At 39.3% G+C, this 24,201-nt stretch carries 29 protein-coding genes and 1 pseudogene; 8 read left to right on the forward strand and 22 right to left on the reverse strand.

Annotated elements, in window-relative coordinates; all coding sequences use genetic code 11:
• Positions 1-24: 24 nt before the first annotated feature.
• The 4 genes from ACXAHI_RS07900 to ACXAHI_RS07915 all read right to left on the reverse strand — a co-directional run bounded on the left by ACXAHI_RS07900 (position 25) and on the right by ACXAHI_RS07915 (position 3,170).
• A complete protein-coding gene (locus ACXAHI_RS07900; protein ID WP_474847062.1) occupies positions 25-1,668 on the reverse strand; it encodes a b(o/a)3-type cytochrome-c oxidase subunit 1 in 1,644 nt (547 codons plus the stop codon).
• The gene (locus tag ACXAHI_RS07905) at positions 1,665-2,138 is read right to left on the reverse strand and encodes a cytochrome c oxidase subunit II (protein ID WP_474847063.1); all 474 of its coding nucleotides are present in this window, start codon (positions 2,136-2,138) and stop codon (positions 1,665-1,667) included. Before ACXAHI_RS07905 ends, ACXAHI_RS07900 begins: the two co-directional genes overlap by 4 nt.
• A gap of 15 nt (positions 2,139-2,153) precedes the next feature.
• Positions 2,154-2,312, reverse strand: a complete 159-nt coding sequence (locus ACXAHI_RS07910) for a cytochrome c oxidase subunit 2A (RefSeq protein ID WP_270179695.1) — start codon at positions 2,310-2,312, stop codon at positions 2,154-2,156.
• A gap of 138 nt (positions 2,313-2,450) precedes the next feature.
• A complete protein-coding gene (locus ACXAHI_RS07915; protein ID WP_474847064.1) occupies positions 2,451-3,170 on the reverse strand; it encodes a Crp/Fnr family transcriptional regulator in 720 nt (239 codons plus the stop codon).
• Positions 3,171-3,337: 167 nt separating this feature from the next.
• Between ACXAHI_RS07915 and ACXAHI_RS07920 the strand changes: the two genes are divergently transcribed.
• Positions 3,338-3,802, forward strand: coding sequence for a hypothetical protein (locus tag ACXAHI_RS07920; RefSeq protein ID WP_474847065.1), 465 nt, complete (start codon positions 3,338-3,340; stop codon positions 3,800-3,802).
• Positions 3,803-3,943: 141 nt separating this feature from the next.
• On the forward strand, positions 3,944-5,074 hold the full coding sequence (locus ACXAHI_RS07925; protein ID WP_474847066.1) for a CapA family protein: 1,131 nt from the start codon (positions 3,944-3,946) through the stop codon (positions 5,072-5,074).
• A 41-nt stretch (positions 5,075-5,115) separates the two neighbouring features.
• Here the strand turns inward: ACXAHI_RS07925 and ACXAHI_RS07930 are convergent, their stop codons facing one another.
• The 3 genes and pseudogenes from ACXAHI_RS07930 to ACXAHI_RS07940 form a co-directional block, all read right to left on the reverse strand.
• Positions 5,116-5,604, reverse strand: a complete 489-nt coding sequence (locus tag ACXAHI_RS07930; protein WP_474848115.1) for a peptidoglycan-binding domain-containing protein — start codon at positions 5,602-5,604, stop codon at positions 5,116-5,118.
• 3 nt (positions 5,605-5,607) lie between these two features.
• Positions 5,608-6,132: pseudogene (locus tag ACXAHI_RS07935) on the reverse strand (peptidoglycan recognition protein family protein); the annotation flags it as partial.
• Between the two features lie 128 nt (positions 6,133-6,260).
• Positions 6,261-6,440 (reverse strand): hypothetical protein, encoded by a 180-nt coding sequence (locus tag ACXAHI_RS07940; protein ID WP_474847067.1) that lies wholly within the window; start codon positions 6,438-6,440, stop codon positions 6,261-6,263.
• An 82-nt stretch (positions 6,441-6,522) separates the two neighbouring features.
• On the opposite strand from ACXAHI_RS07940, the gene ACXAHI_RS07945 reads away from it, so the two are divergent.
• Positions 6,523-7,005 (forward strand): divergent PAP2 family protein, encoded by a 483-nt coding sequence (locus ACXAHI_RS07945; protein ID WP_474847068.1) that lies wholly within the window; start codon positions 6,523-6,525, stop codon positions 7,003-7,005.
• A gap of 365 nt (positions 7,006-7,370) precedes the next feature.
• On the opposite strand, the gene ACXAHI_RS07950 is transcribed toward ACXAHI_RS07945, so the two are convergent.
• On the reverse strand, positions 7,371-7,604 hold the full coding sequence (locus ACXAHI_RS07950) for a hypothetical protein (RefSeq protein ID WP_474847069.1): 234 nt from the start codon (positions 7,602-7,604) through the stop codon (positions 7,371-7,373).
• 52 nt (positions 7,605-7,656) lie between these two features.
• The gene (locus ACXAHI_RS07955; RefSeq protein ID WP_474847070.1) at positions 7,657-8,001 is read right to left on the reverse strand and encodes a DUF3905 domain-containing protein; all 345 of its coding nucleotides are present in this window, start codon (positions 7,999-8,001) and stop codon (positions 7,657-7,659) included.
• A 125-nt stretch (positions 8,002-8,126) separates the two neighbouring features.
• Here ACXAHI_RS07955 and ACXAHI_RS07960 point away from each other — a divergent pair, with 125 nt between their 5' ends.
• Complete coding sequence (locus tag ACXAHI_RS07960) at positions 8,127-9,248, forward strand: DEAD/DEAH box helicase (protein WP_474847071.1); 1,122 nt, start codon at positions 8,127-8,129, stop codon at positions 9,246-9,248.
• 45 nt (positions 9,249-9,293) lie between these two features.
• Here ACXAHI_RS07960 and ACXAHI_RS07965 read toward each other — a convergent pair whose 3' ends face one another.
• Positions 9,294-10,079, reverse strand: a complete 786-nt coding sequence (locus ACXAHI_RS07965; RefSeq protein ID WP_474847072.1) for a TIGR00266 family protein — start codon at positions 10,077-10,079, stop codon at positions 9,294-9,296.
• Positions 10,080-10,204: 125 nt separating this feature from the next.
• Positions 10,205-10,591 carry a response regulator gene (locus ACXAHI_RS07970; protein ID WP_474847073.1) on the reverse strand — a complete coding sequence of 129 codons (387 nt, stop codon included), beginning with the start codon at positions 10,589-10,591 and terminating at the stop codon, positions 10,205-10,207.
• A gap of 280 nt (positions 10,592-10,871) precedes the next feature.
• Here ACXAHI_RS07970 and ACXAHI_RS07975 point away from each other — a divergent pair, with 280 nt between their 5' ends.
• Positions 10,872-11,000, forward strand: coding sequence for a hypothetical protein (locus tag ACXAHI_RS07975; RefSeq protein ID WP_474810777.1), 129 nt, complete (start codon positions 10,872-10,874; stop codon positions 10,998-11,000).
• A gap of 77 nt (positions 11,001-11,077) precedes the next feature.
• On the opposite strand, the gene ACXAHI_RS07980 is transcribed toward ACXAHI_RS07975, so the two are convergent.
• The 7 genes from ACXAHI_RS07980 to ACXAHI_RS08010 form a co-directional block, all read right to left on the reverse strand.
• Positions 11,078-11,551 (reverse strand): GNAT family N-acetyltransferase, encoded by a 474-nt coding sequence (locus tag ACXAHI_RS07980; RefSeq protein ID WP_474847074.1) that lies wholly within the window; start codon positions 11,549-11,551, stop codon positions 11,078-11,080.
• Positions 11,552-11,700: 149 nt separating this feature from the next.
• On the reverse strand, positions 11,701-12,327 hold the full coding sequence (locus tag ACXAHI_RS07985; protein WP_474847075.1) for a YtxH domain-containing protein: 627 nt from the start codon (positions 12,325-12,327) through the stop codon (positions 11,701-11,703).
• 2 nt (positions 12,328-12,329) lie between these two features.
• Positions 12,330-12,770 (reverse strand): DUF948 domain-containing protein, encoded by a 441-nt coding sequence (locus tag ACXAHI_RS07990; protein WP_474847076.1) that lies wholly within the window; start codon positions 12,768-12,770, stop codon positions 12,330-12,332.
• A gap of 71 nt (positions 12,771-12,841) precedes the next feature.
• Positions 12,842-13,402 (reverse strand): HD domain-containing protein, encoded by a 561-nt coding sequence (locus ACXAHI_RS07995; protein ID WP_474847077.1) that lies wholly within the window; start codon positions 13,400-13,402, stop codon positions 12,842-12,844.
• Between the two features lie 2 nt (positions 13,403-13,404).
• Entirely contained in the window at positions 13,405-14,568 is a 1,164-nt protein-coding gene (locus ACXAHI_RS08000) for a DUF418 domain-containing protein (protein ID WP_474847078.1), read from the reverse strand.
• A 27-nt stretch (positions 14,569-14,595) separates the two neighbouring features.
• Positions 14,596-15,891, reverse strand: coding sequence for a DUF2254 domain-containing protein (locus ACXAHI_RS08005; RefSeq protein ID WP_474847079.1), 1,296 nt, complete (start codon positions 15,889-15,891; stop codon positions 14,596-14,598).
• A gap of 40 nt (positions 15,892-15,931) precedes the next feature.
• On the reverse strand, positions 15,932-16,492 hold the full coding sequence (locus ACXAHI_RS08010) for a methyltransferase family protein (RefSeq protein WP_474847080.1): 561 nt from the start codon (positions 16,490-16,492) through the stop codon (positions 15,932-15,934).
• A gap of 440 nt (positions 16,493-16,932) precedes the next feature.
• On the opposite strand from ACXAHI_RS08010, the gene proB reads away from it, so the two are divergent.
• The 3 genes from proB to ACXAHI_RS08025 all read left to right on the forward strand — a co-directional run bounded on the left by proB (position 16,933) and on the right by ACXAHI_RS08025 (position 20,661).
• Positions 16,933-18,075, forward strand: coding sequence for a glutamate 5-kinase (gene proB, locus ACXAHI_RS08015; protein WP_474847081.1), 1,143 nt, complete (start codon positions 16,933-16,935; stop codon positions 18,073-18,075).
• A 48-nt stretch (positions 18,076-18,123) separates the two neighbouring features.
• Complete coding sequence (locus ACXAHI_RS08020; RefSeq protein ID WP_474847082.1) at positions 18,124-19,392, forward strand: glutamate-5-semialdehyde dehydrogenase; 1,269 nt, start codon at positions 18,124-18,126, stop codon at positions 19,390-19,392.
• Between the two features lie 159 nt (positions 19,393-19,551).
• Positions 19,552-20,661 carry an NADH:flavin oxidoreductase gene (locus tag ACXAHI_RS08025; protein WP_474847083.1) on the forward strand — a complete coding sequence of 370 codons (1,110 nt, stop codon included), beginning with the start codon at positions 19,552-19,554 and terminating at the stop codon, positions 20,659-20,661.
• A gap of 44 nt (positions 20,662-20,705) precedes the next feature.
• Here ACXAHI_RS08025 and ACXAHI_RS08030 read toward each other — a convergent pair whose 3' ends face one another.
• From ACXAHI_RS08030 to ACXAHI_RS08045, 4 genes are all read right to left on the reverse strand, one after another.
• Complete coding sequence (locus ACXAHI_RS08030) at positions 20,706-21,941, reverse strand: SpoIIE family protein phosphatase (protein ID WP_474847084.1); 1,236 nt, start codon at positions 21,939-21,941, stop codon at positions 20,706-20,708.
• Positions 21,941-22,786: an alpha/beta fold hydrolase gene (locus tag ACXAHI_RS08035; protein WP_474847085.1), complete on the reverse strand. Its 846-nt coding sequence runs from the start codon at positions 22,784-22,786 to the stop codon at positions 21,941-21,943. Before ACXAHI_RS08035 ends, ACXAHI_RS08030 begins: the two co-directional genes overlap by 1 nt.
• A gap of 199 nt (positions 22,787-22,985) precedes the next feature.
• Positions 22,986-23,549: an AAA family ATPase gene (locus ACXAHI_RS08040; protein ID WP_474847086.1), complete on the reverse strand. Its 564-nt coding sequence runs from the start codon at positions 23,547-23,549 to the stop codon at positions 22,986-22,988.
• Positions 23,550-23,657: 108 nt separating this feature from the next.
• The gene (locus tag ACXAHI_RS08045) at positions 23,658-24,152 is read right to left on the reverse strand and encodes an LURP-one-related/scramblase family protein (protein WP_474847087.1); all 495 of its coding nucleotides are present in this window, start codon (positions 24,150-24,152) and stop codon (positions 23,658-23,660) included.
• Positions 24,153-24,201 lie beyond the last annotated feature (49 nt).

Consider the following 24,201-nt stretch of genomic DNA (forward strand, 5'->3'; position numbering starts at 1 on the left):
GCTTGTTTTCACCAGCGCTTTTAGTTACCAAAACTTAAATCCTGGGGAACTTGGCGGTGCGTGCTCAATCATGTGCACAACCGGAACAGTGTATGCAACGAGAATGAGAATCGTGGCTACTGTCAGCCAAAGCCTCCAATTTTCAAGGATCACTGGTGTTCTTTCAGCTCGATCGGCAACTGTTCCGATTGGGAAGTCTTCTTTTCCTTTTGGAGCAAAAAATGCAAGATCACTCAGAATAAACATTAATAATAGAATAGCAATAAATAATATTGAGCCCCCAAGTGCCATCGTCACTTCATATGGAATCCATCCTAGAGCATCCGGGTGATCTTGATACGTTGTGTAAGCTGTTCTTCTAGGAGCACCGAGCAACCCAACAGTATGCATCGCACCTGACATGAAGAACATTCCTACAGCCCAAAGAATCGTTTGTAAGTTTGCTAGACTATGCATTCGTCCCGTTAGAACCCTGCCAGTCAGGTGCGGAATCAACCAGTACGCAATTCCAAAGAACGTTAATGCGACACTAGAAGCAACGGTAAGGTGGAAATGTCCAGTTACCCATAACGTGTTGTGAACAATTTGGTTCATCTGGTTACTTGCGTTGATGATGCCTCCTGCACCTGCCGGAATGAAAATCAGCATACCGACCATAGGTGCAAAAAAGCGTGCATCTTTCCAAGGAAGCTTTTTAAACCATCCCAACAATCCGGACGCCCCTTTTTTACGACCAGAGATCTCAAACGTAGCAAACAATGAGAATGCTGTCATCAAAGAAGGTACGATAACCATAAAGGTCAAGACTACCTGTAAAAATTTCCAGAACGGAGAAATTCCTGACTCTAGTAACTGATGGTGAAAACCTACTGGGATTGAGAACAGTAGAAATAAAACGAATGATAATCGTGCTAGAGCATCACTAAATATTTTTCCTCCGATGATTTCAGGAATAATGACATACCAACACACGTACGCAGGAAGTAACCAAAAATAAACGAGAGGATGACCAAAATACCAAAACAGCGTACGACTAAGTAAGATGTTGATGCCATCCACCCATCCAAATGACCAAGGAATAAATTGAAAGAGTACAGATGCAGCTACACCGATTGTTGCGACAAACCATAAAACCATCGTCATGATCGCCATAAAAGCAAACAGTGGAGAGAGTTTTTTCTTGGATACCTTTTTACAAATATAGTACTGACTACACATTGCTCCGCCTGCTAACCAAGTACCAATAATAAAGAACGTTAATCCAATATAAAACAAGGGAGAGGCCTTCAACGGAGCATAAAATGTGTAAAGCACAGTTCCTTCATTTAATAAAATCATAACGGTCGTTAAGACAGTTCCGATCGTCATAACGACAAACCCAAGCCATGCCATTCGAAACGGTTGATCGTAAAACTTCCCTAACGTTCTACTGAGACCAGCGTAAAAGAATCCAATAATAAAATAGGTAGTAAAAACAAGTGCAAGTAAGATTCCATGAGCTGTGAGTAATTGATAATAACCTATTCCTGCAGGCAGCTGAAACGTTCCACTTCTTACAAGAGTTTGAAGCAGCCCAGCAATCCCTCCTAGTAGTACCGCTGCGAAGGCAACATAAATGTGTGCCATACTAAGCTTTGCATCCGCACGATCAACAACTTGACTTATCATTCGATCACCTCCAGAGGTACACCCATCGCCTGGTGTCCGACTCCGCAATATTCATTGCATAAAATTAAAAATTGACCTACTTCGTCAAACGTATGAGTAATTTTATTTACGTGTCCAGGAGTGATCATCATATTCACGTTCGTTTTTGGAATCTGAAATCCATGCACAACGTCTTTACTCGTGACTGTAAAATGAACAGTCGCTCCTTTTGGAATTTCCAAGTCTTGAACAGACTGAAATGTGAATGCTTGAGCAATCATCACTAATTCGTATTCATTTTCACCAATCTTTTTTAAGCCTGGTTCGTCGAATGGAGCCGTAATATCGACTTCTTGGGGATCTAAAATTTCATCATCACTAGGCGGTGTGTGACCCATCGCAAATGCATTGATACCGATAATTAGTAAAAAGACAACTAATGTTCCACTTCCGACAATTAACCAGATTTTTTCAAACTTATGAATGTGCATATGCTTCCCCCCTGATTAAAACCTCGCTACATATAAGCAGTAAACAGCTCCCCATGATAGAACGATAAAACCACCTACCATAAAGACAGAAATGATTGTTCCTTTAAGATCTTCTTCACTTTTCTCAACCTTTACTGAACGGTGAGCTTCACTTTTACTATCAACTAGTTTCAATTCTCTCCCCCCTAACTCAATGTCTACTCTTAGTTTAGGAGATGGAAGTAATCGCATCTGTGACATCTATCACAAACATGGTTAATTTCACACAAAAAAAGAGGGTATAAGAGAAAAATATCTCTTACACCCTACAATCTACAATCGACATATGCTGCTAGGACATCCTTCACAATGACAAATAGCCTTTAACCGGTCCATATCCCTAATCGTAATCACGCCACCTTCATAGTCGATGATCTCTTCTCTTTTCAACTGGTTTAACATTCGATTGACTGTTTCTCTCGTAGAGCCAATTAAGTCTCCTAGCTCTGAATTCGTTAAGCGATTTGTGAACCGCACTTTGTTGCCTTCCGCTACGCCATACGTATTGGACATACGGATCAGCGTAGAAGCAAGAGCGCCATTTTTACCAAAGAACAAGAGGTCTCGAAGTTTTGTTTGTAAAAAGCGCTGCATGTAACCGAGCCACTTCATAAAATCGATCGCTAAATCACCATTTTGCCAGAGAAGCGTTTCAAGATCTTTTTGTTGGATAACACCCAGAGTACAATCGCTGATTGCTTCTGCAGTATAACTATTCGTTATGTGAACATCATCTTTCAAATCACCAAATAAATCTCCAGATTGAAAATAATACAGCACGAGTTCTTTTCCTTCATCTGAACTCTTTGTTAGTTTCACCGCACCTTGTTTAAGAAAGTAAATATGTTCGCATTCTTCACCTTCCCAATAAATCTTCTCACCACGAGGCACATGCCTCTCATACATAACACCTTTTAGTTTTAAGAAATTTTCAGAAGCAAAGGACTGAGTATTGTAGCCAGCCGTGTTTTTTGAAATCATTGGGCACTCCATTATCCGAACTCCTTTCGTTCCATCTCATCTTAAATTTAGTATACCAGCAACCTTGAATTTAAGGTGTGACAATAATCACACCTTCCGATCAGGGTGTGACGAAATACACATCTAGAATGGGATAAAGCGATTAAACTAAATGAAAATAAACCATAGGAGGTTAAAAAATGGTCACTGGCTTATTGCTAATCGATGACAAAAATAGTGAACGCCTAAACACTGCTCACTATAAAAAGAAGTTAGATGAGTTCCTCATGATCACAAGACCTTTCACAGAAGAAATCATGATCGTCTCTAATCATCCTGAAATCATCTTACCTCACACACCACGAGACATACGTATCGTGACGGAGTACTATAAGCATTCAGGTATTTTGGGAGAGCTGCATGCTGGCCTATCCCTATCAAGTTACCAGAACAATATCGTGGTTGATTTCGAAACATCATTTCACAATCTAGATCTTAAAACACCGATTGAAGAATTCTTAAAATCGAAGCCTGACGTGATTCTTTTTGAAAAATCAATGATAAACGGAATCTACAACAAATCGATTGTACCAGTACTGTCCGAATACCTTGAACACCCAAGCAAATCTCCTAGAAAATTTGATGATCTCAATTTTGTACTGTAACCCTAGATCCTCTTAATACAAGACACGACAAAAGTCACAATTCGACTAGTCGCGTCTTTTTTTTTTGAAAAGAATTAGGACTATTTATAGAGATACCATATAATAAGTGTATCGTTTAAATCTATTACAAAGGTGAAAACAATGAAAACTAAATTTATCGTTATTTGTGCGCTAGTTGTTTTTCTCGCTACTAGTGTGACATTTCTTTTACTTTCTACTGGAGGGGAATCACTTTCAGAACCCAAAAACCTGTCATCCTATCGTGACGATCTTGCTGTAACTGAAGACAATACCGTATCGCTTTCTTCAATAAGTCTTTCAGCAGTTGGAGATGTTCTAATTCACGACCGGGTCTATGAAAATGCTAAAACAGACAACGGATATGACTTTATGCCGATGCTTGAAGCTGTGAAATCTGAGATGGAGAAGGCAGATATTACGTTCGCAAACCAGGAAACAGTCATCGGTGGTACTTCAATCGGTTTATCTTCTTATCCAAGTTTCAATAGCCCACAAGAAGTCGGAGACGCCCTAAAAGAAAGCGGTGTTGATATCGTCTCTATGGCAAATAATCATACGCTTGACCGTGGTGAAAAAGCATTACAAAATGCCTTTAAGCACTGGAATGAGATTGGAATGCTTTATACAGGAAGTTACCTTTCACCAGAAGATCAATCAAACATCAGAACGATAAAAAAAGATGATATCACAGTAGCTTTTCTAGCTTATACATATGGTACAAATGGCATTCGTCCCCCGGCAGACAAGCCCTACTTGGTCAACTATATCGACAAACAAAAGATTGCGAAAGATATACAAGAAGCTGAATCGATGTCAGATGCGGTGGTTGTCAGCATGCACTTCGGAAATGAATACGAAAGGCTCCCGAATAACTTTCAGCTAGAATTGTCTTCATTTATAGCAGAATCAGGTGCCGACATTATCCTAGGTCATCACCCTCACGTTCTTCAACCCGTAGAATGGATCGATACGACAGATGATCGAAAGGTTTTTGTAGCCTACTCTCTAGGCAACTTCTTATCTGGCCAAAAAAATAACTATAAAGATATAGGTGGTATTCTTACCTTAGATATCGAAAAGAAGAAGTTTAGAGGTGAGACGAGCGTTCGTGTGACCTCACCATCCTTCTTCCCAACTTTTGTAGAGAAAGGTTACATTGTAAAACCGCTGAATGAATCTAAACCTGAGTTACTTGATGAAATAAATCAGCACATGAGTCAATGGGTTCCTGAATTAAACGTTCCTAAATAAAAATAACGCCGCCCTTCGAATGAGGGGCGGCGTTTTAGCGATTAGAACATTACGTTCCATGTTCTTGGTCCTACGATTCCATCTACAAGTAATCCTTTTCTAGATTGATAACTCCTTACTGCGTCTCTCGTAACGGGACCGAAAATGCCATCTGGCTTAACATTGACGGCACGTTGGATTGCCTCAACATCTTTTCCACGATCCCCTATCATGACATAGTGACCAGGATAAGGTCTTACAGGAGCTTGGGATGTAGGTCTTTTTGGAGCTTTCTTTAAAGCAGCTAGCGTGATCGGGCCTACAATTCCATCTTCACTAAGACCATACAACCTCTGAAACTTCTTAACAGCCAGTTCCGTTTCTCTCCCAAAAATTCCGTCTGCACCATATTCCTGCAGATTCATACCCGCATTGATCAGATAGTTTTGAATTCGTTTCACTTCGTCCCCGCGATCACCATAGCTGATAAGTAAAACGTTTTTAGGAGGCGGTGTTGGAATGATGTCTATAACATCAGAACCATCGAGCATATGATAGGAAGCTGTCACGTCACGAATGAATTCTGCCCATGTTACGCCGTAACGATTCAAAGCGTTCTGTGGATCTGTTCTTCTTGTAGGATCTAATGTAGAGTGTGCAACAACATCAGACTCTGGGTCTAACTTAAATTTGTCACATAGATAAGCGATGTACCAAACGTACCGACTATACGCTTCTCGAAACGTAATGCTTCCGCCCCAACACAGTTCTACACCGATCGCATGATCATTCGCATCACCATTAAATAAAACATTATCCGTGTTTACAACATAGCGCACATGCCATGCTTTTTCATCTAATGGAATAATTTCTAAGATAACATCATCATCAATAAACGTATGTGCTGAAGCTGAAACAACGTTTTTTGCAAAATATGCGCGATTCGCATATGCTGTGGAACCAGCATTACCTGTGTCGTGCGCAACAATGAATGTTATTCCGTTATTTTTTTCTTGTGGCCTAGATTTCCCCTTACTTATATAATCCCTAGTAATGGCATACTTAAGGTTTTCTGCCATTTTCCTCACTCCTTTTAATGTGCCACACTTCTTCCTAAATATGGTATGTGGAAATACTGAGAGGAGGACTAGTTATCGTTCCCATTTACATAAAAAGGGCCAGGGCCTAAAGGACCCTGGCAGTATTTCTAATTCATCAGCTTATTGTAATCTGTAGCATCATTCATAAACGATTCTAGATCAACGTTCATTCCAGGCTTGTTCGTCAGTCTAGTAAGTACGTTCGAATACTCTGATTCATTTTCTTCGTTTTGAAGAGCTCTCAATGCTTTCTGAATCAACATCGCATCTTTTTGGTTAATATTCATTGTCGATCCCTCCGTTTTTAATTTATTATTTCACAACAGACTCAACATATTACATCCTTTTGTAAGGGAGACTATGATTGAGGTGAATACGTTGAATAGAGGAATCATAACAGCATTATCTGCCATTACATTAGCGCAAGGCATGAAAATACTCACTCACAAGAAAGAGTCCAATAAATGGGATTGGCGTCCACTTTTTCAAACAGGTGGAATGCCGAGTTCCCATTCAGCCGGTGTCTCTGCACTAGCAACTTATACTGCATTACAAACTGGTAAAGAATCGATCGAAACCGCGCTAGCTTGTGTTTTCGGGGTCATCGTTATGTACGACGCCCAGGGAATTAGAAGGCATACTGGTGAAATAGCTCAATTAGTAAATGACCTTGATGAAGATATCGAATTATTATCAGGCCATTATCCTGACCTTCTGCATGTAAGAAGAGAAGAAGAGCTTAACGAACTTCTCGGACATCAACCTGCTGAGGTAGCTGGCGGAGCATGTCTTGGTGTTGCACTAGGCGTTCTAGCACACTCAATAGGAAAAAATAAACAGCCTAAACATTGACATCTTCCCTCAAGAGTGTATAATAAGAAATTGGGATCTCGAAATTCCCGTATTAACAACTAGCTCCTTTAACATTAGGAGAACTTAAATTCATAACTGGAAAGGTATGAACAGCATGTTTCAAATTGGCTTACATCAAGTGAATGGCCATACTACAATTGCTGTTGATCCTGCTCACTCACACTGGCGCGGCTTCGGAGCCGTAAGGATGAAAGAGAGGTAGGGCTTTCGTTGTTTGAGAGATCAACAGATCTCGATGGTATGTTTACCGCGGCAATGAAGGAGTTACTGTTAATAAATTAACGATCGTTAAATTAACCCATAAGAAGGAGCGCATCGATTCGATGCGCTCCTTATCCATTTTACTAAGTTTTTCGTTCAATGATTCCAGCGATTACGCCACCTGTATACATAATTGATGAAATGATACCACTAACCCCAAAAGCTCCAAAAGCAAAGATCCACCGAAGAGGATGCGGCTCTTGAATCGAAGCATAATCTGGCAAGTAATTTCCGAGAGTGATTCCGATGAACAATGCGACGACAAGACCTGCAATTAAGATATATACGGCCATCTTTCTAAGTAAATAACCATTCATGAGCTCGACCTCCTTGCCATCTTCATTCCCTCATGATTATCCATCAAACATCCTAGTCTTTCATATAGCTTGCATCATGAGTGTCATGAGGTAAAAATCCGTTCTCGGCGCGTTTTTGATGTAACATTTCATGATTTTCTTCTGTATTCCACCCTATATCATTCGTTGGGTGAACCCATTCATCTCCAGCCATAATGGCTGGATCTACCTCATCACTCCAATTATTAAGAGGAGAATCAGAGGAGTCATACAAACTATCGCCGATCACGACGCCATAGCGGTTTACAAAAGGAGCTTGCATTTCTATACCTGTACCTTTAAAGGACGGGGCATCAATTTGATGTGGTTGTGTTTCATCAAAAACAGGAGACTGCATGTCGTTTTTATCTTTTTTCATTTCAGAGGCCCTCCTTACGATTCATGACGTTAGTATTGGGTAAATAAATCGCACATATGCGAAGGATACTGAGATGGACAATATATGTTAAAATAAGTTCACTTGATAATAAAAGGAGTATCCATATGACTATGTTCGAACAACACCCATTTCTCTTGAATAATTGGAAAGAAGCTGGGTTTGACCAACTTTCACCTGTTCAAGAACAAGCAATGCCTCGTATTCTGAATGGTGAGGATCTACTTGTTGAAGCACCAACCGGAACAGGAAAAACGTTAGCCTACCTTCTACCTGTTATTCAGGAATTACAAAGTGATATTACACACACTCAAGCAATCATACTTGCACCAACGCGTGAACTTGCAATGCAAGTATTCGGTGTGGCTCAAAAGTTTCTTGAAGGTAGTGGTATGAGCGCTGCATCTATGATCGGAGGAGCTGCAATAAAGCGCCAAGTTGAAAAGTTGAAGAAGCACCCAAAAATAATTGTAGGTACACCTAACCGCGTAGCGGAATTAATCGACATGAAGAAACTCAAAATGCATGAAGTGAAAACCATCGTATGTGACGAAGCCGACCAAGTGCTTCATCCATCTACAATGGATGACGTTTCGTTTATCTGTCAGTCCGCGAAGCGTGATTGTCAACTGCTTTTCTTCTCAGCAACTCTATCTGAAAAAGTAACGCAGCAAGCAAAGAAGCTATCTGAAAATGCATCTCATCTCACCATCAAAGCGTCAAAAGAAGAGAAAGAAGCTGTAGCACATAGCTACTATGTTACAAATCGACGTGAGAAGCCTGAATTACTAAGAAAACTATCTAAGAAAGATGGTGTTAAGGCGCTAGCGTTTGTTAACAATAGTAAATTCTTATTACGCCTTAAAGAGATCCTTGCTACGAAGAAAATTTCCTTTGATGTTTTGGATAGCTCTACAAACAAAACAGAACGAAAAAACGTGTTGAATAAATTCCGTAAAGGAGAGATTCAACTGTTAATTACAACAGACCTTGGTGCACGTGGTCTTGATATCGAGAACATCACACACGTGTTTCATTATGATTTACCAGAGGATTCAAAAACGTACGTACATCGTTCTGGTCGTACCGGAAGAATGGGTAACGAAGGTCATGTTGTTACTCTCCTGCTTCCTGGAGAAGAAAAATATCTTGAGAAGATTACAAATAAGCTAGGTCTTGAAGTAACTAGAAAAAATGAGTCTCAGAAAAAGAAAGTTAGACGTAAATAAAACAAAGCTGGCAATAGGATTACCCTATTGCCAGCTTTATTTTACTCAATCACCATTGAACATATCGAACAAGCCCTTTGCCATGCTTCCTTCTCCCTTTGCTCCACCTGCTTGTGGCATAGCAGCGAAAACACGGCTTGCTAATCGACTGAATGGAAGGGATTGCACCCAAACTGTGCCTGGACCTTTCAACGTTGCAAAAAATAATCCCTCTCCTCCAAACAGAGCTGTTTTCACACCTTTAACAAACTCAATGTTGTAGTCAACTTCTTCTGTCATCGCGACAAGACACCCGGTATCCAGACGTAATATTTCACCTGTTTTAAGCTCTTTTTTATGAATGGTGCCTCCCGCATGAACAAAAGCCATCCCGTTCCCTTCAAGTTTCTGCATAATAAAGCCTTCTCCACCAAAGAAACCGGCTCCGATTTTCTTTTGGAATTCTATACCGACAGACACTCCTTTAGCAGCAGCTAAAAAAGCGTCTTTTTGACAGATCACCTTTCCATTCAGTTCACTCAAGTCCATAGGAATGATCTTACCTGGATAAGGTGATGCAAAAGACGCATGTTTCTTATCAGTTCCCTGATTTGTGAAAGCTGTCATGAAGAGACTTTCTCCAGTCAGTACTCGTTTCCCTGCACTGAACAACTTGCCCATCATTCCACGCTGCCCACTTCCATCACCAAAGATCGTTTCCATCTCGATCTCATCTTCCATCATCATCAAACTACCCGCTTCTGCAATAACCGTTTCACCGGGGTCAAGCTCTACTTCTACAAATTGCATATCATCACCGTACAACGTAAAATCGATTTCATGATCGTTCATGCTCACACTCCCCCTTCTTATCATTAACAACTAATACGGCAAATCAAGGTAAAGGTTTCGAAAAATGACTAGACAAATTTTTCAAACAAAAAGACCTGCTTAGAAATAGCAGGTCTTTTTACATATTATTTAGATGACGTCATTTCTTTAGAATTTTCTTGAAGGACCCTTTTGACTGTTCGACAGACTTCCTCAATATCGAATGGTTTAGCAAAGTGTGTGATTGCACCTAGATTCATGAATTCTTCTACGAGCTGAAGCTCACCGTAAGCTGTCATAAAGATAACCCGAACGTCTTCGTCCAACTTCTTTAGAGACTTAAATACTTCTAACCCATCCATCCCAGGCATCTTCAAATCTAATAAAATCAGATCAGGATCTTCTTGCTTCACTAGCTCAATCGCTGTAATGCCATTCGGTGCCTGAAGGGCTATGAAGCCTTCCTTCCTAAAAAGCTCACTTAACAAAATACGAATTCCATACTGGTCATCAACAATCAGAATTTTATTCATTCGTATGCCACCTCTGCTATTTAATCTCACGTCTTGTCCTTCGTTATCACTATTGTGCACTAAAATTAGAATCCTGGAAATAACTTCGTCGAAACTAGTCATAAGACTACATTTATCGCACTTTTTCGCCCTTCAGACGTTCCTTATTAAGAATTCGTGGCATGTTATAAAAGTATAACCGTCTATTTTACCATTTTATTACTTTATCAGTCATTCTAGTTTTAATTACGACATCAGGGGGTATTGCCTACTAACATATAATAGGAGGTAATATGCGATCATGATTGGTCCTTCGAAACAGCACATTAAGGAAATTGAAAACAAAGCAAAACAAGATCAAGAAGAAGCAATTAAAGCTCGTAATGTTGTGTCAAAAGCTACTCGAGTAAATTCTATACATCCATCATAAAAAGCAGGTATCTACCTGCTTTTTTGCTGTAACAAAACTATTCCTCCACTAGTTTTACCTCGTCATGTACGCTCGCGTTAATCTTCTTTTATCATCGTAATGAACTCTGCATAGTCAGTAGTGAATGCGTCTTTCTTTTTAAACCCTAATTTTTCGTATAAATGAATGGCTCTAAAGTTAAATGTTGCGACGGACAGTCTAATCGGCATTCCAACATACTGTTCTTTTATATCGTTCATGATAATTCTACAAAACTCATATCCATTCCCTTTTCCAGTATAATCAGGATCCATCCCAAGACCAATATCTATAAATTTATCAGGATATACTCCATAATTATGCCCAACCGGAATTTGAGCTGCTTCACCTGAACATAAGAAGCCCACTACTTTGTTATTTTCATTAACTAGTAATCGATAGGAACCATCTAGTCGTTCGTTTATTTCTTCTTCATTTAATTCGTTATTATAAAAGTCATAAGGCGGTTCGTATCTCCAACTTAGTGTTTGTTTAGCTCCTTCAACGTCCATCTTCTTGATCGTTAAATTCATTGAATCCCTCCAATCTAAATGTAATGCCCATTTCTTCTTAGAGAACTTCTTTGTCCTTATACGTTACCACAATGATTTAGTTAGACATCTTATCAATAGAAAATAAAAATCACACCTGCGAACCAGGTGTGATTTTTCCTATCAATCATTTATTTACGATATGTTCGTTCGAGTTCAAGTTTTGCTGCATCATCCAATGTTTCTGGAGAATCAGGGTCTCTTTCGAGCGTTCGTTCCACATCTTGTTGAATCACATCATCCATCGTTTCAGCACCTGACGTTTCGACGATCATCTTTTCGACATCGTGATCTACCATTGCTGAGACTGGGACTTCTGTTTCATCGAGTTCAGAAGCTTTTCTCTTCGTGTATCCGTTTGGGACAATGGCTTCTTCTTGCTTAGCAACGTCACTATTCTTCTTTCGACTTTTCACTTTGTCGACAAGGTCATTCGATTTTGTTTTTACAGACTGAGCGAATGTAGTCGACTTTTCTTTCACATTCCCAGTTACCTCAACACTTTTGTCTTTTGCCTTCGTAACCCCTTCACTGATATCATTACGAAGGTCCTTCCCAGATTTAGGAGCCAATAGTACACCCGCAGCAGCGCCGACTACAGTCCCAGCAAGAGCAGCAATTGCTGGTCCTTTCTTCTGATTATCCTGTTTTTTAGGAGACTTATTGATTCGAATCACTTCTCTCTCACCAGAGTCTTGACCTTGTAGGGCAGGTTCGTGTTTCACATCGACTTTGTGTTCAGAATCCGTTTTCTTCATAATTAACCATCCTCCTTAACAGATTGAGTGTACGACTTCTTAAGACGATACTGTTCCCATAATCCTAAGATAGTACTACCCCAATTCGCTACTTTGACAGTGTTTCCCTGCTTTGATTCTACCCCTTTTTCAAAAGAATGACTGATTTTTGCAAAAGAGCTATTAAGTTTCTTTAAAGATTCACCAGTATCCTTCACAGCATCGAAGGCTGGACTGAACTTTGCGGCATTTTCTTGAATCTCGTCAGTTAAAATATTCGTCTTATGGAGCAAAATAGTTGTTTCTTTCGTTAACCCATCAACCTGACCTTGCACAGAATCAATCGTTTCAGCAGTTTTAGAAAGAGTAGCATTCGTAGATTTCAATACTTTAATCAGAAAAATACTTAAGATAGCAAAAGCTAGCGCTATGACTGCAACTGCCACATAAAGAATAATTTCCATATAGAGCCTCCTACCAACTAAATTTGGGTATGGTTACCATTACCCTTGAATAGGAAAGCTAATCACTTAATTTATGATTCTTTCTCAAAGACCTTATCGATGGTTTCTTCTAATTCCTTGAACAACTCCCATTTTGATTGCTCGTCAGATAGGTTTGCTAGCAAGCTCTCTAGAACAGATCTATAATACCAACGCTGCTTCTCTCTGCCCCTGCTAAACTTCTCCCAAACGAGGTCCCCATCGTTTTGTAACTCGATGAGGATAGTCCGCAAATTGTGTAGTTTATCAGCACAAGCAATTTGCTTAATATCAAAAGAGGCACTTTCTAAATAATCGATCGTATGCTTTTTACGTTCTTCCCACACCATGCTTTTCTCTGGTTCAGAACATCCTTCAACTAATCTTGCAATTTCGACACCGAACGCTTCTTCGAGTTCTAAATAAGTCGTCGCCGTATCTTCTAACACATCATGAAGAATAGAAGCAGCTACTACTTCCTCCCTTACTCCATGTTTAAGTAAGTAAAAGCCAACTGTGATAGGATGTGAAACATATGGAAGGTTTGATTTTTTTCTATACTGCTTATCATGTGCGTTTGCAGCATATTCAACCGCTTTTTCAATGACCTTCATCGCTATCCCTCATTTCTTTTTATCGAAAAGCTTTTTTTATAGGTTACTAGTCTCCAGATCCATTCTAGCGGACCATACTTGTATGAATTCAGCCATATTTTGCTCAATACGATTTGAACAATATAGATGACTACCAATAGGAGAATACCTGTAATCACTTCAACTTCCCCATAAAAACCTAACCCATAATTATAGAAGATCAGTGTGCAAACAATGGACTGGAACAAATAATTACTAAGTGCAAGTTTTCCTACCCATTCGAAAACGATCATCCTCTTACCTCTCTGGTAGAGCAATACAAAAAGGGCTACATAAAATAGTGAAACAAGAGGACCTCCGAACGAATCTTGGAGATGTATAAATGCATATGAACTTGTGACATACGGAAGAAACTTTATGACAAAACCAACAGAACCTAACATAAGTAGTTTTTTTATAAGTGGAGAGTTAGCAACATCACCGCTCAGCCATCCCTTTTTCGCAAATCCTGCTCCAAATAAGAAGAAAGGTAAAATCACAAATAATAGAAACAGTGCGTTCCAGCCTCCGTTCACATAAGCCCAGTCCTCAATTCTTTGTTGCATGATTTCTACTAAGCTACCAGATCCATATACTTCGATCGATTCCTGAATCGCAATTGGCTGATGACTCGAAAATTCAACAGCACTTAGTGGTAACATCAATAGGAACAAGAAAATGGCATAGATAAGCCAAAGAACAACTCCTATTTGAAGTAGTCTTGTCCCTCGCAATCGGATAAATAAAAGAAGGACAAAACCACATAAACTGTATGTAAATAAAATATCACCATGCCAAATCAGAGTGAAATGAATGACCCCTAGCAACATTAAGAATAGGAGGCGTCTTAGCATCAATGGATAAAATGCAGCACCTCTCTCCAATACACGACTTCTAAATAGGATGAAGCCATACCCGAACAAAAATGAAAAAAGTGGGTAAAAGCTTGCTTGAGCGAAGAAATCAACAAAGATCATAGACCATTGATTTAGCTGATTTCCCCAATAATGAAGGTTGTCGATGTAGATAAATGGAGAGTGAAAATCAATCATATTCACTAAAAAAATGCCCAACAGTGCAAATCCCCTCATCGCATCTATTGAATGAATCCTCTCGCTTCCCGAAACGGGTGCTAGTTCTTTCCCCATATTTTCATCCTTTCTAGCTCTTCTCTATCACTTCTTACATATCTCTGTTAAATAGTCCGAGGTAGTTGTTATCAATTCTTTATCTAGCTCAGGATATTGTTCGAAATCGATTCCTTCCATAATATAAGCATGAAATTTACGTATATCACTTTTGATTTCTTCTCTTTGTCCTTCTGCTGTTAAGATCAACGCTTCGAGAACACCGTTTATAACCGATACATCACCCTTGCCATAATGTCTTATTAAATAAAAGGACTTATAGAGATAGTGAAAAAAAGATTTTGGAGAAGTCATAACCCGCAAATTTTTATTTGAATCAAAAAAGACTTCTTTCGGTCGATATACTTCACCTATACGATGTAAGATCGATCCAAGACGATTAGTACAGTTGATTGCAGTGTGAGGATCATTAACAGAAGGAGAAATTGCGCGTAATGAAATTTCAACAAGTTTTTGAATTGAAAACTCAAGATCTTGAGTGTTGATTCTCTCTGAACCGATTTTTATTAGATTTAATATAGGACTCTTTTTAAAAGTATCATTTCCATTCACCCATACCGTCCCAAGTAAAGAGCCTCGTCTCACATATTGACCTACTACGGCATTCAACCTAATGATGAGGTCATCTTGTTTTGACTGTTCAACAAGGTTTTCATACTGAATCTGTTGAATGTACCCCATTTTCTCACTATAGATTGGAATGCCATCACCTTCTCTAAGCTCATGCTTCTCCCAATCATCCCAATCCTCAAACTTTTCTCCAGCAATCATCTCTTCTTTCGTATCGAGCAGTGCCAACGTTTCTCTTGTGATTTTCTCGATCAAATTGCTAACTTGTACAAAAGAAGAAGAGTGATGAATAAATAAAACAAAGAACAATAAGCAAATAACAGCGATCACTACCGTTAGAACAGGGGATAACAAGAGCCTTTCGTCTTTCCCTGTCAAGAACAGCATGTTGAACAAAGCAAAAACAAAGCCAGCCACGAAAATACCTAGTACATGTTGAGTAAAACGATCTGATATAAAATCCTGCAGTGTTCTAGGTGAAAACTGTGAAGAATAAGTCGTTAACACAACCATAATAGAAGAAAAAGAAATGGTAGTCATCGTTAAAATCGCAGTAATGAGAGGTCCATATAGGGATTGTGCTATTTTCTCAGAAGCTAAAAATAGTTTCGAATATGTACCATCAAACTGTGACATATAGGCAATATCAATCCATGTACTTAAACCAACTACGACTACAGAAAGAATTCCGTAGATAACGGGTAAAAACCAAAAGCTGTTTCGTAATTTGATCATTGTTTTAGAGTCGTTCATCCTGTACCTCTTTCTACGGTTATTAGTACGAATACAAACGTTAATATATATAAGGAATCAGTCGATTACGTGTTCTCCCCCACTCCTCATACCCTATTCCAATTGACTTTGATAATAGCTCTTCTTCGATTCTTATACGGTACAATAATGAAGGTATGAGTAACAACAATGCTACAAACACACCGATCCACACTCCCATATAGATGGGAAAACCGATTGTAATCAATAATAAACCAGTATAAAGCGGGTGTCTCAGTTTTCGATAAGGACCTGAGCTGACTAACTCATGCTCCTCTCCAACGATTACATCTCTAGAAAAAAACTGTCCAAGCTCTCTAATTCCCCAGTACCGTAGTAATATACCTCCTCCGTAAATTACTATTCCAACACTTTTTGACCAGGCGGATTCTTCAAAAACAAATAAGTTAAAAACACTAAAAATGACCGTCAAAAGAATCGTTGATAACGTCATGATGAAGATTAGTCTGAACGATTTCTTCTCAATACTCGTTGGTTCGTTTTGGTCCTTTCCACGCTTTAATACGAATTCCCCAATCCAAAAAGCGGTCAAAATGAAAAAGATTATTTCCCATGCATTCATTTCCTCAATCCCCTTTTCTAGGCTTGTTATAAGCAGTATACCAGAGTTTGAAGGGTACAAATGGACCAAAGGTTTATAAATGTATAATTCAGGGAATTTATACATCTGAATAAATGTAAGCCCTTACATCAAGCTGAATTGGAGTGATGCTTATATACACCTTTCCGCATAATTTGGGTTTATTTGGAAAATAGTCGTCACGGATAGTAGTTATATATAAGGTTGTGACAGCGTCTCATCTTCTAAGAGAATATAAGAGGAGATTAGAGCGTCTATCGTCCATTTTCTTAGTTATTCTCCATTTATCCGCACTATTTGGGAAGCTGGTATTGTAAGGAAATGACGGTTTGTTATACTCGAATAGTCGAATTGATCACAGCAAATTGTCCATTGACACAAGAAAAAAACACATTTAACGGCAAGTTAATAGGAGTGAAATGATGAATCTAGACGATGGAAAAAAGCGAATCGTAATAAAAATTGGAAGCAGCTCATTAACGAGCAGACTCGGAGACATCAGCCGCAGAAAACTAGAACGATTAGTTGATGACATCGTAATGTTAAAAGATGAAGGACACGAAGTACTTCTCGTATCTTCAGGTGCAGTAGCTGCTGGCTATCGCAGACTAGGTTGCCTTGAGCGTCCTACATCTCTTTCAGAAAAACAGGCGGCCGCGTCGATTGGCCAGGGACTATTAATGGAAGCTTACTCAGAGCGTTTCATCTCCCACGGCTATACAGCTTCACAGATCTTGATTACGAGAAGTGACTTTTCCGATCGAAAAAGATATAACAACGCACGCAATACCATTAATGTATTGTTAGAACGCGGTATTGTACCGATCGTAAATGAAAATGACACAGTAACAGTAGAACGATTGAAGTTTGGTGATAACGATACGCTTTCAGCTAAAGTTGGTGCTTTAGTCGATGCGGATCAACTTATTATCCTTTCAGATATAGATGGACTGTTCAGTGACGATCCAAGAAAGAACCCTGACGCTGAACTTCTTGAGCATGTTACAGAAATCACACCTGAAATTGAAGAATCTGCTGGAGAGCCATCGAGCTCTGTTGGAACAGGTGGAATGAGATCTAAGATCGATGCTGTGAAAATTGCTATGGCTTCAGGTACTAATTCATTCCTCGGTAATGCTTCAACGAAAGGCATTATTTATAACGCTGTTCAAGAGACAGCAAGAGGAACTTATTTCGAGCCAGAGGGCGATACAGAGCTTGATAATAAGAAGCAATGGATCGCATTTAACTCAGGCCCTGAAGGTGAAGTAATCGTTACAGACAAAGCAAGAGACGAAATTTCAGATCAAGAACGAAGCCTACAGCCTATCGGTGTTCATTATGTACACGGTCACTTTAAGCCTGGTGCAGTCGTTAAGGTAACAGACATGGATGGCGAAGAAATCGGTCTTGGTGTGACAAACTACTCTTCTAAACACCTTAAGATGATTAAGGGACTCACATCTGATGAGATTTCAGAATTGATCGATGTATCTGTAAAAGAAGCTGTTCACATCAATGATTTTGTATCACAAGATCAGCTTGCTATTCCACTAGGCTCATAATAACTTGAACAACCAACACGAGAATAATAATTTCACAGGAGGCGTTTGATGACTACTCTAAATACAACAGTAGAAGTAAATGTAAAAGAACAGGCGAAGTTAGCACAGAAGGCTTCTAAAAAGCTTTCGCTGCTTACGACTGAAGAGAAAAACGAAGCGCTCAACATCATTGCGGACGTGCTTGAACAAAATACAGATTATATCCTACAAGAAAATAATAAAGACCTTGAACGCGGGAAAGAAAAAGAATTTACAGATGCATTCATGGATCGCTTACGCTTAACGGAAGACCGTGTGAAAGATTTTGCAAACGGCCTTCGCGAAGTAGCACAGCTTGAGGATCCTGTTGGTGAAGTCCTTTCTGACTGGAATCTAGATAACGGTATGCAAGTGGAACAAGTTCGCGTACCTCTTGGTGTAATCGGCATGATTTATGAAGCCCGCCCAAACGTAACGGTCGATGCAACTGGACTTGCTCTTAAGTCAGGAAATGCGATTGTTCTAAAAGGCGGCTCTAACGCGCTGAACTCGAACAAAGGTATTGTAAAAGTCATTCATGATGCGCTGCCTAAAACGAAGATCCCTGTTGAAGCAGTACAACTAATCGCTACAACAGATCGTAAAGCGACTAGTGAACTATTTACGATGAAAGAGCATATCGATGTATTGATTCCGCGTGGCGGTGGTGCGTTGATCAATACGGTAGTAAACAATGCTACTGTACCTGTGCTTGAAACAGGTGTTGGTAACTGCCACATCTATTTCGATAAGCACGCTGACGCTGAAAAAGCGATCAACATTTTGATCAATGCAAAAACAGACCGTCCTGCTGTGTGTAACGCTGCTGAAACGCTTATCGTTCACAAAGAATGGTTAAATGAAAACAAAGACCTTCTAGCGAAAGCTCTTAAAGATAACAATGTTAAGGTTCACGGGGACGAGCACATCGTGAATACGTTTGAAGATGCAGTACTCGCTGATGAAGATGACTGGAGTAACGAATACCTCGGTCTTGAAATCGCAATTAAATCAGTAGATAGTACGCAAGAAGCGATCGATCATATTGAAACGTACGGAACTAAACACTCAGAAGCCATCATCACAGAAGATAAAGAATCAGCTTCCCTTTTCCGTAACCTTGTTGATGCAGCTGCAGTTTACCACAATGCATCTACTCGTTTTACAGATGGATCAGCTCTTGGTTTCGGTGCAGAGATCGGAATCTCAACACAAAAACTTCATGCAAGAGGACCAATGGGTCTACCAGCACTTACAACGATTAAGTATTGCATGACAGGAACAGGTCAAATTCGATAAACCTTTTAGCAAAGATAACTCCTTAACAAGGGGTTATCTTTTTTTGCGTATGAACTTTGAATAGATGAACAGCCTACTGATGTGAGCATATGTTTCGAGAAAAAGACGGACTCCATTTATAATGAATTAAGATATCTTTAATTCGAAAGGATGAAAGAAATGAACTACGAAAATTTATATACGGAACAAAAGCTTGGGAAACTTCATCTACCTAACAGATTCATCGTCGCTCCAATGACACGTATTACAGCAACTGATGATGGCAGCGCAACGAATAAAATGCGTGATTATTATGAACGGTATGCTAAAGGTGGATTTGGTGCAATCATTACAGAAGGAATTTATACAGACCAGCTCTACAGTCAAGGGTATTTAAACCAACCTGGTCTCACGAACGATAACCATGTGAACGCTTGGAAAGAGATTGTGGATACAGTGCATAACCATGATACAGCAATCATTGCACAGCTTATGCACGCTGGTGGACAAAGCCAAGGGAATGTTTACACAGATACTACTGTAGCTCCTTCAGACATCGCTCCTAAAGGAGAGCAACTTGGGTTTTACGGTGGTTCAGGTCCCTTTGAAAAACCAAAATCGCTTACGAAAGAAGATATTGTGCAGATTCGTGAGTCTTTCGTTCAATCTGCTCGCTATGCTGAGGAAGCTGGATTTGACGGAGTAGAAATTCACGGGGCGAACGGCTATCTTCTTGACCAGTTTTTAACTGACTACACAAACCACCGGACGGATGAATATGGCGGTTCGTTAGAAAACCGTTTGAAACTAATTACAGAAGTAATAAACGACGTAAAAGAAGCTGTAAGTGAAGATTTCACTGTAGGTATTCGGATTTCTCAAATAAAGGTAGCTGACCCTGCTTATAAATGGCCTGATGGAGAAACATCAGCTCAACTAATCTTCTCAACCCTAAACAACTCTGGTCTTGACTATATACACGTTACTGATGGTGATGCTGTTCAACCAGCCTTCGGTGAAGGAACGAAAACCTTAACCGCTGCAGCGAAGGCTTTCTCTGACCTTCCAATCATCGCAAATGGTCAGCTTGGTGATCCAGAAAAGGCGAGCAAACTAATTTCAGACCATGACGCAGATTTTGTTAGCTTAGGTACTAGTGCACTTGCAAATCCAGATTACCCTAACCGCTTGGAAAAAGGTGAAGAACTAAAATCATTTGACTTTGAAAGCACGCTTCTGCCTATTGCCTATATTAAAGACCATGAGATTGAAATGGATTTAGTAAAATAAAATCCTAACAACAGTTCCTCTCCTTTTGGAGGGGAATTTTTTATCTACTTTTGGTGACCAGCTTCATTCGTTATTCCGTCCTTCAAGTCGATCAAAAGAAAACATTTATCATCATGTTGTTCATTCACCGATTTTTCTTTTACTAGCTGTAATAATTTCTCTTTCAATGCACTTAAAGGAAAAGTAGGATACCTTTTCAATATAGTGGTAAGATAGTGAGAATCATAAGGATCAATCACACCATCCGTATAGAGAAGAATACGATCCCCCTTTTCGTAATTGAATGTCTCATAATCAAAATTCATGTTTGGAAACGTTCCAATCGGGGGACATGTAGATGATAGTTCATATTGTTCAACCGTATTATGCTGCCACACTGCAGGAGGATGTCCCGCATTTATATAGTTGACCGTTTGATTAAAGGTATCGATTAACAGATAAATCGCTGTACAATAATGCCATGTTTCCTCGTTATTGTGAAAAAGCCCATGCAGATGGGTATCTAATTCTTTCATTAATAGATCAGGAGGAACTCCTTTTGAGATCAACCTTTGAAAGACAGATTGAAGAGACATTGTAATGAGTGAGGAAGAAATGCCGTGGCCCATTACATCGAGTATAATCACTCCATATTGATGAGGATTAATTTGATAGAAGCCAAACATATCACCAGACAGGTCACTAGAAGCTTCATAATAAGATTCAATCTGTATAAAATCATTCTCAATAGGACTAGTTAGTGAAGCCTCCTGAATTATTTTCGCAAGATGCAACTCTTTTTTCGTTTCTGTTTTGAACGTCTGATTTTCATCGTTAAGATGAATCAACTCATCTTGCTTTCTTTCTAGCTCCCTCAGAGTAATTTCTAGCTTTTCATTCGTCTCTCGTTTTTCTACTAAAGCCGTCTCTGCTTTTTTTCGTGCAATCAACAACTCATTTTCATATTCGTCTCTTTTGTGCATTGGCACAAGTACACAGTCAATTTCGTTCGTTCCTTTTCTTAGCACTGCATTGATAAGGACGGGAATCTCGCCCCCATCCAAAGACTTCAAAGAAACGTACATTTCTTCAACAGGTTTGCCCGCTTTAATAATAGGAACAAAATAAAATTGATAAAAAACTCGGGCAGGGATTGTTAAGATGCAATTCACGTTCTCACCATTCAACTCTTCTCTTTCATACCCAAGAAGTTGAAGTAAAGTTTGATTTGCAGCTAATATTGTTCCTTCATTTGAGAGTGTAAGAAATCCACATGGTGCATAATTAAATCGGTCTTCCATTAGTGGAGATCACCAATTTGATTGAATTCAGAAACCTTTCCAGACTTTTCTATAAGGTATTCACGAATGTAGTGAGTGGTTTCTTCAGGATAACTCATATGTGGACAATGGCCAGTTGCCTTCATGAGCTTGTAAGTGCTTGCAGAAAGCTGTCCATGCATATATTCTCCAACTTGCACTGGGGCAATTATGTCTTCTGAACATTGAAGAATAAGAGAAGGAACCTTTACGTTCGGCAAATCTTTTCGATTATCAGTAAAAAAGGTAGCTTGGGCAAATTGCAGAGCTATGATTGGGTCTGTTGAACAAAAGCGAGATTCCAGATCTCGAGCAAGTTCAGGACGATCGGTGTTACTCATGGCAGTCACCGCAAAAGCATTAGCCCATCCTATATAATTTTTTTCCATCAATTCTATTAGACCTAGCAGTTCTTCCTTCTCAAAACCACCATAGTAAGGTGGATCATTTAAATAACAAGGTGAGGGCCCTACCATAATAAGTTCAGAAAAGTATTCAGGATGTTTTAACGAAGCCAGCATACCGATCGTCCCCCCTACCGAATGCCCAACAAAGATCGCATCCCTTAGATCTAGTGCAGCACAAACATCGAGGACGTCCTGAGCATAGCCTTCCAACGTGCTGTACCTCGTCTCATCATAGGCACCTATATCAGAATTTCCTGACCCAACGTAATCAAAAAGAATCACTTTATACTCTTTCTCAAAAGACTCCGCTACTTGCTTCCACACATTCTGATCACAACCAAATCCTGGGGCAAAGAGCATGGGAATCTCTCCTTGTCCGTAAATATTCACATTGTTACGTGACAGGATACTCTCATTCATCATACAGGCTCCTCTCTCGTATTTTATTTCAGTAACGAAACACTAGCACACTAACTTTAAATAGGTATTGTCTATAAAATTATTCAATATTTCTATAGACTTTCCCTTCTTCCTGTTAATAGTTTCGCAACTAAACTTTTATATACTGAAGGAAACTAAATACATAAAGACGCATGCTCATACATGCGCCTTTCTCAACCTATATAGAAGATATCTGAGCGATTTCTTTGATGACAGAAGCAACTTCATAATTATGTTTAATGACAAAAAGATAATCTGCTTCACATTCTTCTGGATCAGCTACATCTTCATTTTGTGATTCATCCAGTTGACGCATAAGGACTTCCTCAAAATTAGAGGTATTACCTCTAAAGATATTGGTACTTCGATGACTATGCTTAACTCGATCTCGAAGTATGTCAACTGGGATATCAAAATGAACAAGGATACGAACAAATTCTTCTTTAGCATAGATGTCTTCAAGCAAATATTTTCGTCCTGATTTAGTTCTATTTGCACTACAAACAATAATATGAAAGTCTGTATGCTCTTTCGCATAGTCGACGATAAGTTTGGAAATCGAGTGCTTCAGTGTATTTGGACCACTTTTAGGTTGAAGTTTTGTGTAATATTTATTTATAAATTCAGCGTGGTTGTCTTGGTCTACAACAAAAGAATGGACCAGTTCTTTTTCTAATGCTCGTGCAAAGGTACTTTTCCCTGCGTGGGTTTTACCTACTGTTATGATAACTAACCTTTTCATATGCCCTCACATTCATAGCTATTTCGAATAAGCTTCGGTATGTTAAAACAACATTGCTTTCGCACCAAATCTGCTTAGTCGGTGACATAGATAATCTTACGTTAATTTTTAAATCGATGCTCCTGAAGCAGCTGCTTGATCTGCCTTCACACAATCGATCGCAACAACGAGTGCAATCATAATGGTTTCCATCTCTTCATCTATTACTTTAACCTTGTAGCTATCTCCCCAAGTGAACCATTCTTTACTCACTTCTCCTATGATTTCACCATGCCGTAAAACGTGAAAGTCCATATTCCACCAATCACCTTGTACGTTAATACCTGCCGAGTCAATCGAATAGCGTGACTTTAAAAAGGACAATTCCTTTTTGATCGTTACTACCTCTTCACCGTTCATTTCGACTAAGAACTTTGGTAAAAAGCTGAACACTTCTTTTGTGATGAGCGCTACTTCATCTCTTGCAGTATTCATAATGGAGAAAGTTTTTGGAACTTGCATAAAGCTTCCCTCAACGTAATAGACATCCTTCTCCTGTTGATCTTTTACTGTAAATTCCCCTCCAAGACTGAATACCTTCTGTTTAATATAAAGCTGACTCATTCATATGCCTCCCATTCCTATACCTTTTATATTACTTACGACTGAGACT

Source organism: Anaerobacillus sp. ABD4_527, from assembly GCF_056160805.1.

Bases quoted from the DNA above. Each gene is read 5' to 3' on its own strand.
- ACXAHI_RS07900 (WP_474847062.1), bottom strand. From the start codon at position 1,668: ATGATAAGTCAAGTTGTTGATCGTGCGGATGCAAAGCTTAGTATGGCA.
- ACXAHI_RS07905 (WP_474847063.1), bottom strand. From the start codon at position 2,138: ATGCACATTCATAAGTTTGAAAAAATCTGGTTAATTGTCGGAAGTGGA.
- ACXAHI_RS07915 (WP_474847064.1), bottom strand. From the start codon at position 3,170: ATGGAGTGCCCAATGATTTCAAAAAACACGGCTGGCTACAATACTCAG.
- ACXAHI_RS07920 (WP_474847065.1), top strand. From the start codon at position 3,338: ATGGTCACTGGCTTATTGCTAATCGATGACAAAAATAGTGAACGCCTA.
- ACXAHI_RS07925 (WP_474847066.1), top strand. From the start codon at position 3,944: ATGAAAACTAAATTTATCGTTATTTGTGCGCTAGTTGTTTTTCTCGCT.
- ACXAHI_RS07930 (WP_474848115.1), bottom strand. From the start codon at position 5,604: ATGCTCGATGGTTCTGATGTTATAGACATCATTCCAACACCGCCTCCT.
- ACXAHI_RS07940 (WP_474847067.1), bottom strand. From the start codon at position 6,440: ATGAATATTAACCAAAAAGATGCGATGTTGATTCAGAAAGCATTGAGA.
- ACXAHI_RS07950 (WP_474847069.1), bottom strand. From the start codon at position 7,604: ATGAATGGTTATTTACTTAGAAAGATGGCCGTATATATCTTAATTGCA.
- ACXAHI_RS07955 (WP_474847070.1), bottom strand. From the start codon at position 8,001: ATGAAAAAAGATAAAAACGACATGCAGTCTCCTGTTTTTGATGAAACA.
- ACXAHI_RS07960 (WP_474847071.1), top strand. From the start codon at position 8,127: ATGACTATGTTCGAACAACACCCATTTCTCTTGAATAATTGGAAAGAA.
- ACXAHI_RS07965 (WP_474847072.1), bottom strand. From the start codon at position 10,079: ATGAACGATCATGAAATCGATTTTACGTTGTACGGTGATGATATGCAA.
- ACXAHI_RS07970 (WP_474847073.1), bottom strand. From the start codon at position 10,591: ATGAATAAAATTCTGATTGTTGATGACCAGTATGGAATTCGTATTTTG.
- ACXAHI_RS07975 (WP_474810777.1), top strand. From the start codon at position 10,872: ATGATTGGTCCTTCGAAACAGCACATTAAGGAAATTGAAAACAAAGCA.
- ACXAHI_RS07980 (WP_474847074.1), bottom strand. From the start codon at position 11,551: ATGAATTTAACGATCAAGAAGATGGACGTTGAAGGAGCTAAACAAACA.
- ACXAHI_RS07985 (WP_474847075.1), bottom strand. From the start codon at position 12,327: ATGAAGAAAACGGATTCTGAACACAAAGTCGATGTGAAACACGAACCT.
- ACXAHI_RS07990 (WP_474847076.1), bottom strand. From the start codon at position 12,770: ATGGAAATTATTCTTTATGTGGCAGTTGCAGTCATAGCGCTAGCTTTT.
- ACXAHI_RS07995 (WP_474847077.1), bottom strand. From the start codon at position 13,402: ATGAAGGTCATTGAAAAAGCGGTTGAATATGCTGCAAACGCACATGAT.
- ACXAHI_RS08000 (WP_474847078.1), bottom strand. From the start codon at position 14,568: ATGGGGAAAGAACTAGCACCCGTTTCGGGAAGCGAGAGGATTCATTCA.
- ACXAHI_RS08005 (WP_474847079.1), bottom strand. From the start codon at position 15,891: ATGAACGACTCTAAAACAATGATCAAATTACGAAACAGCTTTTGGTTT.
- ACXAHI_RS08010 (WP_474847080.1), bottom strand. From the start codon at position 16,492: ATGAATGCATGGGAAATAATCTTTTTCATTTTGACCGCTTTTTGGATT.
- proB (WP_474847081.1), top strand. From the start codon at position 16,933: ATGAATCTAGACGATGGAAAAAAGCGAATCGTAATAAAAATTGGAAGC.
- ACXAHI_RS08020 (WP_474847082.1), top strand. From the start codon at position 18,124: ATGACTACTCTAAATACAACAGTAGAAGTAAATGTAAAAGAACAGGCG.
- ACXAHI_RS08025 (WP_474847083.1), top strand. From the start codon at position 19,552: ATGAACTACGAAAATTTATATACGGAACAAAAGCTTGGGAAACTTCAT.
- ACXAHI_RS08030 (WP_474847084.1), bottom strand. From the start codon at position 21,941: ATGGAAGACCGATTTAATTATGCACCATGTGGATTTCTTACACTCTCA.
- ACXAHI_RS08035 (WP_474847085.1), bottom strand. From the start codon at position 22,786: ATGAATGAGAGTATCCTGTCACGTAACAATGTGAATATTTACGGACAA.
- ACXAHI_RS08040 (WP_474847086.1), bottom strand. From the start codon at position 23,549: ATGAAAAGGTTAGTTATCATAACAGTAGGTAAAACCCACGCAGGGAAA.
- ACXAHI_RS08045 (WP_474847087.1), bottom strand. From the start codon at position 24,152: ATGAGTCAGCTTTATATTAAACAGAAGGTATTCAGTCTTGGAGGGGAA.